Source organism: Klebsiella quasivariicola, assembly GCF_002269255.1.
Taxonomy (GTDB): Bacteria; Pseudomonadota; Gammaproteobacteria; order Enterobacterales; family Enterobacteriaceae; genus Klebsiella; species Klebsiella quasivariicola.
Window position 1 is genome coordinate 4032940 of the sequence record NZ_CP022823.1, and the last position, 15306, is coordinate 4048245.

Here is a 15306-nt window from a genome sequence, read left to right on the forward strand (position 1 = left end):
TGACGTGCACAGCGAATTATTGGGATAAACAATACGGGTATTTGACGCGCGGACACAATAGCAATCTGTAACAAGGTGAATCAAGTCTTGTTTAAAAAAACATCACAATAATTGCGGCGGCGCAAATCGTCGGTTGAGCAATACCGGCAAACGCTCGCGAACGCGCGCAAGGTAGTCCGCGGAGAGTTCGGCAAAGATCAGCTGCGGCTCGCTCCCTGCTCCAGCCAGCGTGGTTCCCAGCGGATCAATAATCCGGCTCTGTCCAATATTACGCGTCCCACACTCGCCTGCCGCCACGATATAGCAGGTGGTATCAAGGGCGCGCGCCGCCAACAGCGTCGCCCAGTGGTGCTCTTTCTGTGGCCCTCTCACCCATGCGGTGGGCAGTACCAGCAGATCTGCCCCGTTCAGCGCCAGCGACAGCGCCAGTTCCGGAAAGCGAAGGTCGTAGCAGGTCATCAAGCCAACGCGGAATCCCTCCACCTCAATCACCGGCGGGATCTGCTGGCCGGGATCCACCCGCCGCGACTCCTGCATCGTGAAAGCATCATATAAATGAAGTTTATGATAATGGGCCACCACTTCACCTTGACGCAACACCACCAGCGTGTTGGTCGCCCTCCCCTGTCCCGACGGCACGTGCAGTGTCAACACCGTGGTCAGACGGTTTTGCTCGCTTTCAGCCAGCAACAGCTGTAAAAATTCCCCGTCCAGCGGCTGAGCCGATTTCACCGACAAATCCGGGTCGCTGTCATCTCGCGCCAGCAACGCCTCCGGCAGCACCAGCAGTGCCGCCCCTTCTCGCGCAGCCTGCTGCATCATGGCCACACAGGTCTGCGCATTCGTCCGCCATACTGGCGTGACGGCAAATTGTCCTGCCGCTACTCGCATGCTCTCCTCCGGTCAGGTTATGCATAGCCAATCGCGCCCATAGCGCGCTACACTTGACACTCTCAACTATCAAATAACAGGAAACGACCGTGTTTCAACTTCTTTGCGCCGTTTTTATTGGCGGCGGCACCGGCAGCGTATTACGCTGGTGGCTCGGCATGAAGCTCAATCCTGTGCACCATGCTATCCCGATTGGGACCCTGACCGCCAACCTGGTAGGCGCCTTTGTGATCGGTGCCGGACTGGCGTGGTTTAATCGCCTCACCGGTATTGACCCGATGTGGAAACTGCTTATCACCACGGGATTTTGCGGCGGCCTGACGACCTTCTCCACCTTCTCTGCAGAAGTCGTATTTCTTCTGCAGCAGGGGCGGGTGAGCTGGGCGCTACTCAACGTCGCGGTAAATTTGCTCGGGTCGTTTGCCATGACGGCAGTCGCCTTCTGGCTCTTTTCACAGGCAGCCAGCCGCTAAGCGCGCGGCAAACAGGCAAAAAAAAACCCGCTATTAGCGGGTTTTTATATTCTACTGACGCGTTGCTTACAGAGCGATTACGTTTGCAGCAGAAGGGCCTTTGGCACCGTTAGTGATTTCGAACTCTACGCGCTGACCTTCAGCCAGAGTTTTGAAACCGTTGGACTGGATTGCAGAGAAGTGTACGAATACATCTTTGCTGCCATCTTCCGGAGTAATGAAACCGAATCCTTTGGACTCATTAAACCACTTAACGTTACCTTTAATCTTAGACATCAAAATTACCTTTATATGAAAAATCGACACTAATGCTGTGTCGGGTATCAGTACACCAATTGTGGTACCTTTTGTCCAGTGCAACTTTGCTAAAAAGTGATAAAAGTCGCTATCTTTTTTAGTGGGTAACGCTTTAGTCCTTGTTTTTCAACAAGACGCGCCACTTATCTCATTTATTGCTAAGACTTAGCGAATTAAAACTGAATACGCGCCCAGGCGAAGTAAACGTTACCGTTATTGTAGGTGCCAGGAATATAGGTCATCTGGAACGTTGCCGGGCCGTAACCTATTGATGCCAATGGCAGGATCACCGGGATCGGGATGTAGTCCCAGTTGTCACGCGCCGTCACCCCAAGGGTATAGCCGAGTCCAAGGCGGAAATTTTGATCCGTCAGCGGGCGCCAGGTCTTCTCCCAACCATAGCCGCCGATAGGCTCCCACTTATTGAAAGAGTCTTTGAACGCCATCAGATACAGACCGTGCCAGTTCCCTTTCTCATCCCAGCGGGAGACGCCGAAACCCGCCCCCCATGGACGTTCGTTATACTTATCGGTCTTTTCCTTATCATAGGCAAACCGCGCGTGCCAGGTGATGGCAGGAACGTACAGATCATAGTGCTCCGGCTCATTCCAGGTCTGTGCCACGTTATTACTTAAGGTATGGTAACCTTCGCTAAGGGTCGATGAAAATGACGCGCTGGCGTTTCCGGATACCAATAACCATCCTAAAAAACCAAGAGAAAACAATGATAAACGACGTAGCATCAACACTTTTCTATTACCACTTTCATTTTAAAGTCACCTAAAATTGCAAAGATAGACTCAACACAGGCTGAACGAAATAAGGCAAACTCCTGATTTTCACCTGATGTCTATCAGCACTTCTTAACTATCCATCTGGTGATTATATCCAGGCGCGATGGAGTAAGCGTAGTTCTTAGCGCTTTATTGATTTGCATCAGCGAGTTTCGTCGCTTTTTTCGGCACATTCGCACACTAAAATTTGGTGTGACGCTTTTTTATCTACATATTCTTTGGGCCTAGGGGTAATAAATGCTGACGTTTGTTGAGATCCTGATTGGGATTGTGGTCATTGTGGGCGTTGCCCGCTATATCATTAAGGGCTATTCGGCCACCGGGGTACTGTTCGTCGGAGGGCTAATCTTATTGATTGTCAGCGCCCTGCTGGGACATAAAGTCCTGCCGGGCAATACCGACAGCACCGGTTATTCTGCCACCGATATTATTGAATACATTAAGATTCTACTCATGAGCCGCGGCGGCGATCTGGGTATGATGATTATGATGCTGTGCGGTTTCGCCACCTATATGACCCACATTGGTGCCAATGATATGGTGGTCAAATTAGCGTCAAAACCGCTGCGTTATATTAACTCGCCCTATCTGTTGATGATTGCCGCCTACTTTGTCGCCTGTCTGATGTCGCTGGCGGTCTCTTCGGCCACCGGCCTTGGCGTGCTGCTGATGGCGACACTGTTCCCGGTCATGGTTAACGTCGGGATCAGCCGCGGGGCGGCGGCCGCCATTTGCGCCTCACCGGCAGCGATTATCCTCTCCCCTACTTCAGGTGACGTGGTGCTGGCGGCGAAAGCCGCTGAAATGCCGCTGATCGATTTTGCTTTCAAGACCACGCTGCCGATCTCCATCGCGGCGATCATCTGCATGGCGATCGCCCATTTTTTCTGGCAGCGCTATCTGGATAAAAAAGAGAACATTTCCCACGAGATGCTCGACGTCAACGAGATCACCACCACCGCTCCGGCGCTGTATGCCATCCTGCCGTTTACTCCAATCATTGGTGTGCTGATCTTTGATGGCAAATGGGGGCCAGAACTGCACATTATTACCATCCTTGTCGGCTGCATGCTGCTGGCGGCGGTTCTGGAATTTCTGCGCGGGTTTAACACCAAAAACGTCTTCAGCGGGCTGGAGGTTGCCTACCGTGGCATGGCCGACGCCTTCGCCGGCGTAGTGATGCTGCTGGTTGCCGCGGGCGTCTTTGCCCAGGGGTTAAGCACTATCGGCTTTATTAACGGCCTGATCTCCATCGCCACCTCCTTCGGCTCGGCCAGCATTATTCTGATGCTGGTGCTGGTGATCCTGACCATGCTGGCGGCCATGACCACCGGCTCCGGCAATGCCCCGTTCTATGCCTTTGTTGAGATGATCCCCAAACTGGCTCACTCCTCCGGCATCAACCCGGCTTACCTGTCGATTCCGATGTTGCAGGCCTCGAACCTCGGCCGCACGATATCGCCAGTCTCCGGCGTGGTCGTCGCCGTTGCCGGGATGGCGAAGATTTCGCCGTTCGAAGTGGTCAAGCGCACCTCCGTGCCGGTGCTCGTTGGCCTGCTGGTAGTGATTGTTGCCACTGAAATCCTGGTACCCGGCAGCGCGGTCCGCTAATGGTCTAACCACGTGAAAAGGCGCCAGCAGGCGCCTTTTTTATGCTTTAATAACTTCCCGTTATCTTTTGCCATCCACAATCAGGAATAAACATGTTCAGGAAGGATTTCGCCGCGCTTGCCCTGGTGCTCACCGCCACTCAGGCCGGCGCTGAACCGCTCACCGCGACGCGATACGCTGATTTTGATCGCTATGTCCTTGCCCTCTCCTGGCAAACCGGATTCTGTCAGAGCATGCAGGACCGCAACCGTAACGAACCGGAAGAGTGTCGGCTGCAGCAGGAAACCGCGAATAAAGCCGATTTTCTGACCGTACATGGTCTGTGGCCCGGGCTGCCAAAGTCCATTGCCGCGCGCGGAGTGGATGAACGTCGCTGGATGCGCTATGGCTGCGCTACGCGCCCGGTACCCAACATGCCGGAAGTGAAAGCGAACCGCAAATGCCAGGCGGCAGAGACCGGGCTGTCGCTGGAGATGGCCAACAAGCTCAATAATGTGATGCCGGGCTCAGGCGGCACTTCCTGCCTGGAACGTTACGAATATGCCAAACATGGCGTCTGCTTCGGCTTCGATCCCGACAGCTATTTTGGCACCATGGTGCGCCTGAATGGCGAAATTAAGCACAGTCCGGTCGGTGATTTCCTCGCCAAACACTATGGCCAAACCGTCAGCCGTGCCGACTTCGACGCCGCCGTGGCCCGCGCCTGGGGCCCACAAAGCGTAAAGGCGTTTAAATTAACCTGTAACGGTAATCCAGCCTATTTGACCGAGATGCAAATCTCCCTTAATGCCGCGACGATCAACGCCCCGCTGACCCCCGCCGCATTTCTGCCGCAGCCTCACCCGGGCAACTGCGGAACGCAGTTTATTGTGGACAAGGTGGGCCAGTAGCGAAAAACGGCGTACTGTCGAGAAATCTCGGCCTGCCAGGACGCGTTGCACGCTGATTGTGCGTTTCATCACTTCAAACTACCGGCAACTCTCAGTATGATGGGCAGACCTTAACCCTTGCCCTTTTCGGCGAGGGTTTTCTTTTACGGACAGGTTCCTGGATAACATGGAGTATGCAATGACCAGACCCGCAATCATCATTAACGAACTGGATGCCGAACGTATCGACAGGCTGCTGGAGCAGCCGGCTTTTGCTAACTCACCGGTTGCCGATGCGCTGAATGACGAACTCGACCGCGCGCAAATGCTGGCGCCGGAAGCGATGCCGCATGACGTCGTCACCATGAACAGTACGGTTAAATTTCGTGATTTAACCAGTGGCGAAGAGCGCGTGCGGACGCTGGTGTTTCCGTCGCAGGTGACCGACAGCGCCAGCCAGCTATCCGTCCTCGCACCGGTAGGCGCTGCGCTGCTGGGCCTGAAGGTTGGTAGCACCATTCACTGGGAGCTGCCGGGCGGGGCGTCGACCCACCTGGAAGTGCTGGCCCTGCTGTACCAGCCGGAAGCCGCTGGCGAATTCCACCGCTAATTTCCGCTGCCTGAGGCGTGTCGCGCTTTATTCAGAGGATGTCCACACATCCTCTTTCTGCTGTTTCTTCCCCCGCTAACGTTTTTTTACGCTTTCCGCCCGTCGGTCTGACAGTTTTGCGACCTGAATGACACAATATCCGCATATAATATGTTGATATAGACGCAACCGAACAAGGAGGAATGCATATGTATAAGACAATCATTATGCCCGTTGATGTCTTTGAGATGGCGCTGAGCGACAAGGCCGTCCGACATGCGGAGTTTCTGGCCCAGCAGGATGGGGTGATCCATCTGCTGCATGTATTACCCGGTTCAGCGAGCTTTACCATGAGCCGCTTTACCGCCGACCTGCGGCGTTTTGAAGAGCATCTGCAGCATGAAGCGGAAACCCGCCTGCAGACGATGGTCAGCCACTTCAGCATTGACCCGTCTCGTATCAAGCTGCATGTGCGTTTTGGCAGCGTGCGCGATATGGTGAATGAGCTGGCCAGCGAAATTAATGCCGATGTGGTGGTGATTGGTTCGCGCAACCCGTCCATCAGTACCCACCTGCTCGGCTCTAACGCCTCAAGTGTGATCCGCCATGCCCATATCCCGGTGATGGTTGTCAGATAAGCCTGAGAAACAGGTAACAAAAAAAGAGGCTACCCCCAGGGTAGCCTCTTTGTTATGCAGGTCTATTGTCTGACTTGTTATGCGGTTTTCGTGCGGATCAGGTAGTCGAAGGCGCTCAGCGACGCTTTTGCCCCTTCCCCTGCCGCGATAATAATCTGCTTGTACGGCACAGTGGTGCAGTCGCCGGCGGCGAACACGCCTTTGACATTGGTTTCGCACTTCGCATCGATGATGATCTCACCCATACGGTTCCGCTCAACGGCGCCTTCCAGCCAGGTGGTGTTTGGCAGCAGGCCGATCTGGACGAAAATGCCCGCCAGCGCAACATGATGCTCATCACCGCTCACCCGGTCACGATACTGCAGGCCGGTCACTTTGCTGCCATCGCCTTTCACTTCCGTGGTCTGCGCATTGAGAATGATGTCGACATTCTTCAGGCTGCGGACCTTATCCTGCAGCACCTGGTCAGCTTTCATCTCTGGAGCGAACTCCAGCAGGGTTACGTGCTCGACAACGCCTGCCAGGTCGATGGCCGCTTCCACGCCGGAGTTCCCGCCGCCAATTACCGCTACGCGTTTGCCCTTAAACAACGGACCATCGCAGTGCGGGCAGTAGGTCACGCCTTTGGTGCGATACTGATCTTCGCCCGGCACGTTCATATTGCGCCATTTGGCGCCGGTGGCGATGATGACGCTGCGCGCCTTCAGCACCGCGCCAGAGGCGGTTTCAATCTGATGCAGACCGCCCTCTGTCGCCGCCGGCGTCAGTTTGGTCGCGCTTTGGGAGTCGATCACATCGACGTTATAGTCATTGACGTGCGCTTTCAGCGCGCCGGCCAGCTTCTGGCCTTCGGTTTTCGGTACCGAAATATAGTTTTCGATATCTACGGTATCCAGCACCTGACCGCCGAAGCGCTCGCCCATCAGGCCGGTACGGATACCCTTACGCGCAGAGTAGACCGCTGCCGCCGCGCCGGACGGGCCGGAGCCGACGATCAGCACATCATAGGCGTCACGTTGGTTCAGCTCTTCCGCTGCGCGTTTTTCCGCGCCGGTATCCACTTTGGCGACGATTTCCGTCAGGGTCATCCGCCCCTGGCCAAACTCCTGGCCGTTCATGAATACCGCCGGCACGCCCATCACGTTGCGTTCGGTGATCTCATTCTGGAACGTCCCGCCGTCAATCGCCGTGTGCTTGATGCGCGGATTGAGCACCGCCATCAGGTTCAGGGCCTGCACCACGTCCGGGCAGTTATGACAGGAGAGCGAGTAGTAGGTTTCAAATTCAAAATCACCGTCGATATCGCGGATCTGCTCCAGCAGCGACTGGGCCTCTTTCGACGGATGGCCGCCGGTCCACAGCAGCGCCAGTACCAGCGAGGTAAACTCGTGGCCCAGCGGAGAGCCGGCGAAGCGCGGGCCCTGGTCGGAACCGGGATTGGTAATTAAGAAAGACGGCTTACGTACCGCCAGCGTGTTGTCTTCTTTAAAAGTGACTTTATCTGACAGTTCAGCGATTTCAGCCAACAGTTCCTTGATCTCTGCCGATTTAGCGCTGTCATCCAGCGTGGCAATCAGCTCAACAGGTTTGGTCAGCTTCTCAAGGTAGGCCTTGAGCTGGGTTTTCATGTTGGTGTCGAGCATTGTTATCTCCTGGGCTTAAAACATCATCATGCAAGCGGCCTCGTCGGCAGCCTGAATGCGCTTGCATCATGGTGTTGGAATAAAACGGGCGCGAAAGCGCCCGTTGATTACCGGGAATAAAACGAATTAGATCTTACCAACCAGATCTAAAGAAGGAGCCAGCGTCGCTTCGCCTTCTTTCCATTTTGCCGGGCACACTTCGCCTGGGTGGGAAGCGACGTACTGCGCTGCTTTGATTTTACGCAGCAGGTCAGACGCGTCACGGCCGATACCTTCAGCGGTAACTTCGATCGCCTGGATGATACCCTGCGGGTCAACCACGAAGGTGGCGCGGTCAGCCAGACCTTCATCTTCACGCATGTTGTCGAAGTTACGGGTCAGGGCGCCAGTCGGGTCGCCGATCATTGCATATTTGATTTTGGCAATGGTTTCAGAGCTGCTGTGCCACGCTTTGTGGGTGAAGTGGGTATCGGTAGACACAGAGTAAACGTCTACGCCCAGCTTCTGCAGTTCTTCATAGTGGTCAGCCACGTCGCCCAGTTCAGTCGGGCAGACGAAGGTGAAGTCAGCCGGATAGAAGAAGAAGACGCTCCAGCGGCCTTCGGTGTCTTTCTCGGTGACTTCGATGAATTCACCATTTTTGAATGCCTGGTTTTTGAACGGTTTGATTTTGGTGTTAATTAAGGACATCTATACTTCCTCCGTGTTTTCGTTGAGGTCTAAGTTAACGAATTTTTCCTGACCCGACCAATGCGTTTACATTATCGAATCAATAAGCGTTATCTAACAACCGGAACAAGACAACTCTGTGAACCTGTCGACGCGTTCAGCGCTAATCGCTGTTTTTCGCATCATTTGCCGCGACAAAAGTAAAAAGGCCACCTTTTCAGGCGGCCCCGTTACCTGAAATACCCGAAGGTAGGTTCAGCGCCAGTCAGACTGGCTATGTGTTGCGCTCTACATTACCTTAATGTAACAGCATCCAGGATTACATCACCCACGCCAGGAAAGGGCAATCCGTCGTTCTGCTGATCTTGCCTATGACTGTGATAGGTTCGGCAATCGTTTTACCCTTTCCTGCTGATTTTACAAGGAATACGCATGTTAAAACGTCTGCTGTTGCTTAGCTTTCTGCCTGTATGCAGTTATGCGCAAGATCTGCCCGCCCCGGTAAAAGCGATTGAAAAACAGGGCATTACTATCATAAAACCGTTTGACGCCCCGGGAGGAATGAAAGGCTGGCTGGGTAAATATCAGGATATGGGCGTCGCCATCTACCTGACGCCAGACGGCAAGCACGCGATCTCCGGCTATATGTATGATGAGAACGGCACTAACCTTAGCGAGCAGCTGTTTCAGAAAGAACTTTATACCCCGGCAGGACAGGAGATGTGGAAAAAAATGGCCAGCGCACACTGGCTGCAGGATGGCCACAAGGACGCCCCGATCGTGCTGTATGTTTTTGCCGATCCCTTCTGCCCTTACTGCAAACAGTTCTGGCAGCAGTCCCGTCCGTGGGTCGAGGCGGGCAAAGTACAAATTCGTACCCTGCTGGTGGGGGTGATCAAACCGGAAAGCCCGGCCACCGCCGCGGCCATCCTCGCCACCGCCGATCCGGCGAAAACCTGGCATGATTACGAGCAATCGAACGGAAAAATGGCCCTGACGATCCCGAAAGCTATTCCGCCGGAGAAGATGAAAGTACTCAACGTTAATCAGCAGCTGATGGATGAGCTGGGGGCCAACGTCACGCCGGCCATTTACTATATGAATAAAGATAATATGCTGCAGCAGGTGGTCGGCCTGCCGGATAAAGAAAAACTGCATATTATGATGGGCGAAGCAGAGTAATCTGATTGCATTATGGCGCCAGATAATAGCCACCGCTGGCGCCACTAGTGTAAATAAGGTATATTTAGCAGAACTTAAAATTATTTGCCGATAACTAAATTCACACTGCAAATACTAAGCCACTCAACATTCTCATTAAGAATATTTCAACCCGCCCTGGTAATACAAAGGACTGCGTTAATGGCAAATCTTTACGATCTGAAAAAGTTCGATTTGAATTTATTGGTTATTTTTGAATGTATCTATCAACATTTAAGCATCAGCAAAGCGGCGGCAATGTTATTTATCACCCCATCGGCGGTGAGTCAGTCGTTGCAGCGTTTGCGCCAGCAGTTAAACGATCCGTTATTTGTTCGCGTCGGTAAAGGCATGACCCCCACGACCGCCTGCGTGAATCTGCATTATCATTTGCAACAAAATCTCGAACAGCTGGAAAAAACGATTAATCTCAATAATCGCTCCGAATTACGTAAACGAATCGTCATCTATGGCCCACCGCTGTTCTGTTCAGTCAACAGCCATTTTATGATTAACCAGCTCTGTCATCAGGCCAATTTGCAGATTGAGCACCATAATCTGACCACCACGGAGTCCGCTGAGGAATTACTGGCCTATCGCCAGGCCGACCTGGTGTTCACCCGCATGCCTATTACCAATCGCGCCACCGTCTGCCAGCCCTATCAAACGGTGCAAACCCTGGCAGTGTGCCGGGCAAACCATCCGCGGCGCGAGCAGCTCACCTCGGTTGATGCGCTGGCGCAGGAGTTTTTCACTCACTATATCACCAACGATCCGGTTATTCAGCGCGTCCAGCAAAGCAGCGCGCCGTGGCTCAACCCGCGTAATATTGCCTTTCGCAGCGACTCGTTTATGACCATTCTTAACATGATCAATAAAACCGATTTAATTGGCGTTATTCCGTCCTATTTATATGAATTTATTTCACCCACGATGCCGCTGCACACGATCAATATTGCGGATCTTTTCCCGGAGATCACCATATATATTAATTACCATAATTCATCTTCTCAAAATCATTTCTTGTCTGAATTAATCACCATTCTAATGAATGACAGAAAGACATCCGTTCCTCAGCTTAATAACAGTGAGTAATCAGTCCCTTTTTCTCCCCCGAGAAGGCCAGAGTAAAAATCGACCATTAATTTTCCAGACCTCATCGCTTATACTGAGAAAACGGGAATCTCTACGATTAAAGGATTAATGGTCATGTCCTTCACCAAATATCCCTTACCGGAATCGGTGCTACAGGCAACTGAGCAGCGGATCCAATGGGTCATGGATAATTTTTCGCGCATCTGTGTGTCTTTCTCCGGGGGGAAAGACTCCACCGTTATGCTGCATTTAACCGCGCAGGCGGCGCGGCGACAGGGGAAAAAAATCTGCGTGCTGTTTATCGACTGGGAGGCGCAGTTCTCCTGCACCATCGCCCACTGTGAAAAACTGCGCACGCTGTATCAGGATGTTATCGACACCTTTTACTGGGTCGCTCTGCCGCTCACCACCCAGAATGCTCTGACGCAGTATAAACCCCAATGGCAATGCTGGGAGCCCGGTGCCAACTGGGTCCGCCAGCCGCCGCCGTGGGCCATTACTCATCCGGGCTATTTTCCGTTTTATCAACCGGGAATGAGCTTTGAGTCCTTTGTCAGCCACTTTGCCGAGTGGTTTTCGCAACGACGCCCCGCCGCCGTGCTGGTGGGTATTCGCGCCGACGAGTCACTGAATCGTTTTATGACGATTTCGTCACAGCGTAAACAGCGCTTCGCCGACGATAAACCGTGGACCACCTCAGCGCCGGGCGGCCACGCCTGGTATATCTACCCGCTCTATGACTGGAAAACCGCCGATATCTGGACCTGGTTTGCCAAAAGCGGCCAGTCCTATAACCCGCTGTACGATCTGATGTATCAGGCCGGGGTGCCGCTGCGCTATATGCGCATTTGCGAACCATTTGGTCCCGAGCAGCGTCAGGGGCTGTGGCTCTACCATGTGCTGGAGCCTGAGCGCTGGGCGTTGATGTGTCAGCGGGTGAGCGGCGCGCACAGCGGCGGGATCTATGCCGGACATGATAATCAGTTCTACGGGCATCGAAAAATCGACAAGCCCGACCATTTAACCTGGAAAAGCTACGCCCTGTTCCTGCTCGACAGCATGCCGGAAACCACCGCCGAGCACTATCGCAACAAAATCGCCGTCTATCTGCGCTGGTATCAGAAAAAAGGGATGGAGGACATCCCGGATACCCAGCCCGCGGACATTGGCACTAAAGATATCCCGTCCTGGCGGCGAGTCTGCAAGGTGCTGCTCAATAATGACTACTGGTGCCGCCAGCTCTCGTTTAGCCCGACCAAAAGCAGCCATTATCAGCGCTACCGCAAACGCATGGAAAAACATCGCCAACAATGGGGGATATTATGCAACAACAACTGACGCAGGCGTTGGATGCTTACCTGAATACCCTGGATGACGAGGCGCGCATCGAGGCAATTAACGCGTTTCGCCAGGTGCTCCATCAGCACAGTCCCTTCCGCGACCAGCCCGTTGACTGCGTACTGTGGGTGAAACAGGAGCAGGTCATCCCTAACGACTACAACCCGAATAACGTGGCGCCGCCGGAAAAACGCCTTTTGCAAACCTCGCTGGAAACCGATGGTTTTACCCAACCGGTCGTCGTCATCCAGCAAGGCCCGCGGGCGTATACCATTGTCGACGGCTTTCACCGTCATGAACTGGCCGCCAGCAAAGCGTCACTGAAAAAAATGCTGAATGGTTATCTGCCGGTCACCTGCCTGACGGACGGGATCGCCTCGCGTGACGGGCTGATAGCGGCAACAATCCGCCATAATCGGGCCCGCGGACGTCATCAAATCCACGCTATGTCGGAGATCGTCCGCGAACTGACCCAGCTAGGCTGGACGCCGCAGAAAATCGGCAAAGAGCTGGGGATGGATGCCGATGAGGTACTGCGCCTGAAGCAAATCAGCGGCCTGACGGAGATGTTCGCCGGCCGCCAGTTCTCTCAGGCGTGGACCATTAAATAGCTACAGCTGACACAAACGCGCCGCCGCGGCCAACAGGGTCGCCGGCTGCTTGGCGAAGCACAGCCGGATCAGCTTATGCGGGAACGGATCGGCGCAGAAGACGGAGAGCGGGATCGCCGCCACGCCAATCTCCGTGGTCAGCCAGCGACAGAAGCTGACGTCGTCCAGATCGGAGATAGCGCTATAGTCCGCCAGCAGGAAATAGGTGCCTTCACAGGGCAGAAGTTCCAGTCGGCCTGGGCGCAGCGCCTCAATAAACAGATCGCGGCGTTCCCGATAAAACGCCGGCAGCTCGCGATAGTGCTCCGGCGCCTCGCGCAGCATATCGGCAATCGCCAGCTGCGCCGGGGTATTCACTGAAAAGGTCAGATACTGGTGCACCTTGCGCAGCTCGGCGCTGATGGCCGCCGGAGCCACGCAGTAGCCGACCTTCCAGCCGGTCATATGAAAGGTTTTGCCAAACGAGGAGACCGCCACCGCCCGCTCGCGCAGCTGCGGATGCGCCAGCACGCTGGCGTGGCCGTCAGCGGCGAAACAGATATGCTCATAAACCTCATCGCTGAGGACATAGATCTCGCGTTCGGCGATTGCCTGCCACAGGGCAGCAAAATCCTCGCGCTGCCAGACGGTGGCCGAGGGATTGTGCGGGGTATTGAGGATCACCAGCCGGGTTTTATCGCTCAGCGCCGCCGCGAACTGCTGCCAGTCGACGCGAAAATGCGGCGGCTGCAGCGCAATGCGGCGTAACTCGCCGCCGGCCAGCGCCACCGCCGGAGCATAGCTGTCGTAGCTGGGATCAAAACAGATCACCTCGTCGCCGCGGCGTACCAGGGCGGTGATCGCCGCATACAGGGCCTCGGTCGCGCCGGCGGTGACCGTGATATCGCTGTTGACATCGGGCAGGTAACCATACAGCTCCGCGGTCTTGCTGGCGATCGCCTCGCGCAGCGCCGGCACGCCGGTCATCGGGGCATATTGATTCGCCCCCTGGGCGACGTGGTAGGCCAGGCGCTCCTGAAGATAGCGCGGGCCGTCGAAATCGGGAAAGCCCTGTGACAGATTAATAGCCTGATACTGCTGGGCCAGGGCGCTCATCTGGGTAAAAATCGTGGTGCCGAGCGCCGGCAGTTTACTCTCTGGAATCAACGGGTTATTACTCATTCTTTTTTTACCGATTGTAATGCTGTTGTTGAAGCCACTATAACACGATGTTAATATTTGGCAATCAAGACGCTTAGACGTCTAAATGCTAATGTTATTCCACGCCACGCCCACTCTGGAGAAACCATGATCCGCGCCATCGTGACCGACATAGAAGGCACCACCAGCGATATCCGCTTCGTGCATAACGTGCTGTTCCCCTACGCCCGCGAACGACTGGCCGGCTTTGTCACCGCTCAGCAGCACGCTGAACCGGTCAAAACCATTCTCGACAACCTGCGCCGCGAGACAGACGCCCCGGCCGCCAGCACCGCCGACCTTATCACTACCCTCTTCGCCTTTATGGACGAAGACCGTAAATCCACGGCGCTAAAGGCGCTACAGGGGATCATCTGGCGCGACGGCTACCTCAACGGCGACTTTACCGGCCATCTCTATCCGGACGTACTGCCGGCCCTGGAGAAATGGAAAGCGCAGGGTATTGATCTGTATGTATATTCCTCAGGCTCCGTCGCCGCGCAGAAATTGTTATTTGGCTACAGCGATGAAGGTGATATTACTCATCTGTTCACGGGCTATTTCGATACCCTGGTAGGCGCCAAACGCGAGGTGCAGTCCTACCGTAACATTGCTGAACACCTGGGCCACGCCCCCGGCGCTATCCTGTTCCTGTCGGATATCCATCAGGAACTCGACGCCGCCGAGGCCGCGGGTTTGCGCACGATCCAGCTGGTACGCGGCGACCGCGACCCGGCGAGCCACCATCCTCAGGTTCAGCGTTTTGACGACATTCATCCGGAGCAGATCCCAGCATGAGCGCATTAACCCTATTTTCCGTGACCGATCCGCAAACACCGCTCTGGCACAGCACCGACGCCAACGCGATTCAGGCGCAGCTTAACGCCAAAGGCGTCCGCTTCGAACGCTGGCAGGCCGACCGCGACCTCGGCGCAAATCCCAGCCCAGAAACGGTGATTGCCGCCTATCAGCACGCAATTGACAAACTGGTCGCCGAAAAGGGCTACCAGAGCTGGGACGTCATCAGCCTGCGCGCCGATAACCCGCAGAAAGCGGCGCTGCGGGAAAAATTCCTTAACGAGCACACTCATGGTGAAGATGAGGTCCGTTTCTTTGTCGAAGGCGCCGGCCTGTTCTGCCTGCATATTGGCGACGAGGTGTTCCAGGTGCTGTGCGAAAAGAACGATCTGATTTCGGTTCCCGCCCACACCCCGCACTGGTTTGATATGGGCTCAGAACCGAACTTCACCGCCATTCGCATTTTTGATAACCCGGAAGGCTGGATCGCCCAATTCACCGGCGACGATATCGCCAGCGCCTACCCGCGGCTGGCGTAACGCCGCGCTGTCATCACACGCTTTCCCGGGGACGGCGCCTGGCGCGCCGCCCCCGGGCTATCCGATCGCCAC

The 15306-nt window shown here is 54.8% G+C and carries 17 protein-coding genes; 11 read left to right on the forward strand and 6 right to left on the reverse strand.

The window, feature by feature from the left end; genetic code table 11:
• Positions 1-102: 102 nt before the first annotated feature.
• Entirely contained in the window at positions 103-891 is a 789-nt protein-coding gene (locus B8P98_RS20400; RefSeq protein WP_025714343.1) for a deaminated glutathione amidase, read from the reverse strand.
• 89 nt (positions 892-980) lie between these two features.
• On the opposite strand from B8P98_RS20400, the gene crcB reads away from it, so the two are divergent.
• On the forward strand, positions 981-1364 hold the full coding sequence (gene crcB / locus B8P98_RS20405; protein WP_080897284.1) for a fluoride efflux transporter CrcB: 384 nt from the start codon (positions 981-983) through the stop codon (positions 1362-1364).
• 66 nt (positions 1365-1430) lie between these two features.
• Here crcB and cspE read toward each other — a convergent pair whose 3' ends face one another.
• Both cspE and pagP read right to left on the reverse strand, forming a co-directional pair.
• A complete protein-coding gene (gene cspE / locus B8P98_RS20410) occupies positions 1431-1640 on the reverse strand; it encodes a transcription antiterminator/RNA stability regulator CspE (protein ID WP_002439184.1) in 210 nt (69 codons plus the stop codon).
• A gap of 194 nt (positions 1641-1834) precedes the next feature.
• Positions 1835-2356: a lipid IV(A) palmitoyltransferase PagP gene (gene pagP / locus B8P98_RS20415; RefSeq protein ID WP_305955583.1), complete on the reverse strand. Its 522-nt coding sequence runs from the start codon at positions 2354-2356 to the stop codon at positions 1835-1837.
• Positions 2357-2692: 336 nt separating this feature from the next.
• Between pagP and dcuC the strand changes: the two genes are divergently transcribed.
• The 4 genes from dcuC (at position 2693) to uspG (ending at position 6162) form a co-directional block, all read left to right on the forward strand.
• Complete coding sequence (gene dcuC / locus B8P98_RS20420) at positions 2693-4066, forward strand: anaerobic C4-dicarboxylate transporter DcuC (protein WP_025714346.1); 1374 nt, start codon at positions 2693-2695, stop codon at positions 4064-4066.
• A 92-nt stretch (positions 4067-4158) separates the two neighbouring features.
• Positions 4159-4956: a ribonuclease I gene (rna, locus tag B8P98_RS20425; RefSeq protein ID WP_025714347.1), complete on the forward strand. Its 798-nt coding sequence runs from the start codon at positions 4159-4161 to the stop codon at positions 4954-4956.
• A 178-nt stretch (positions 4957-5134) separates the two neighbouring features.
• On the forward strand, positions 5135-5545 hold the full coding sequence (rnk, locus tag B8P98_RS20430) for a nucleoside diphosphate kinase regulator (protein ID WP_025714348.1): 411 nt from the start codon (positions 5135-5137) through the stop codon (positions 5543-5545).
• A 188-nt stretch (positions 5546-5733) separates the two neighbouring features.
• Complete coding sequence (gene uspG, locus B8P98_RS20435; protein ID WP_002894401.1) at positions 5734-6162, forward strand: universal stress protein UspG; 429 nt, start codon at positions 5734-5736, stop codon at positions 6160-6162.
• A gap of 77 nt (positions 6163-6239) precedes the next feature.
• Here the strand turns inward: uspG and ahpF are convergent, their stop codons facing one another.
• Together ahpF and ahpC are read right to left on the reverse strand one after the other, a co-directional pair.
• A complete protein-coding gene (gene ahpF / locus B8P98_RS20440; protein WP_004893443.1) occupies positions 6240-7805 on the reverse strand; it encodes an alkyl hydroperoxide reductase subunit F in 1566 nt (521 codons plus the stop codon).
• Positions 7806-7931: 126 nt separating this feature from the next.
• Complete coding sequence (ahpC, locus tag B8P98_RS20445) at positions 7932-8495, reverse strand: alkyl hydroperoxide reductase subunit C (RefSeq protein WP_002894394.1); 564 nt, start codon at positions 8493-8495, stop codon at positions 7932-7934.
• Between the two features lie 411 nt (positions 8496-8906).
• Here ahpC and dsbG point away from each other — a divergent pair, with 411 nt between their 5' ends.
• From dsbG to B8P98_RS20465, 4 genes are all read left to right on the forward strand, one after another.
• Positions 8907-9656 carry a thiol:disulfide interchange protein DsbG gene (gene dsbG / locus B8P98_RS20450; protein WP_025714350.1) on the forward strand — a complete coding sequence of 250 codons (750 nt, stop codon included), beginning with the start codon at positions 8907-8909 and terminating at the stop codon, positions 9654-9656.
• Positions 9657-9836: 180 nt separating this feature from the next.
• On the forward strand, positions 9837-10769 hold the full coding sequence (gene citR / locus B8P98_RS20455) for a DNA-binding transcriptional repressor CitR (RefSeq protein WP_095033373.1): 933 nt from the start codon (positions 9837-9839) through the stop codon (positions 10767-10769).
• Positions 10770-10883: 114 nt separating this feature from the next.
• Positions 10884-12107, forward strand: a complete 1224-nt coding sequence (locus B8P98_RS20460) for a phosphoadenosine phosphosulfate reductase (RefSeq protein WP_095033374.1) — start codon at positions 10884-10886, stop codon at positions 12105-12107.
• A complete protein-coding gene (locus B8P98_RS20465; protein ID WP_025714353.1) occupies positions 12092-12718 on the forward strand; it encodes an IbrB-like domain-containing protein in 627 nt (208 codons plus the stop codon). The genes B8P98_RS20460 and B8P98_RS20465 overlap by 16 nt, the downstream gene beginning before the upstream one ends.
• Here the strand turns inward: B8P98_RS20465 and B8P98_RS20470 are convergent, their stop codons facing one another.
• Entirely contained in the window at positions 12719-13864 is a 1146-nt protein-coding gene (locus tag B8P98_RS20470) for a pyridoxal phosphate-dependent aminotransferase (RefSeq protein WP_165931880.1), read from the reverse strand.
• A gap of 141 nt (positions 13865-14005) precedes the next feature.
• Between B8P98_RS20470 and mtnC the strand changes: the two genes are divergently transcribed.
• Together mtnC and B8P98_RS20480 are read left to right on the forward strand one after the other, a co-directional pair.
• Complete coding sequence (gene mtnC / locus B8P98_RS20475) at positions 14006-14695, forward strand: acireductone synthase (protein ID WP_025714355.1); 690 nt, start codon at positions 14006-14008, stop codon at positions 14693-14695.
• Entirely contained in the window at positions 14692-15234 is a 543-nt protein-coding gene (locus tag B8P98_RS20480) for a 1,2-dihydroxy-3-keto-5-methylthiopentene dioxygenase (RefSeq protein ID WP_025714356.1), read from the forward strand. The genes mtnC and B8P98_RS20480 overlap by 4 nt, the downstream gene beginning before the upstream one ends.
• Positions 15235-15306 lie beyond the last annotated feature (72 nt).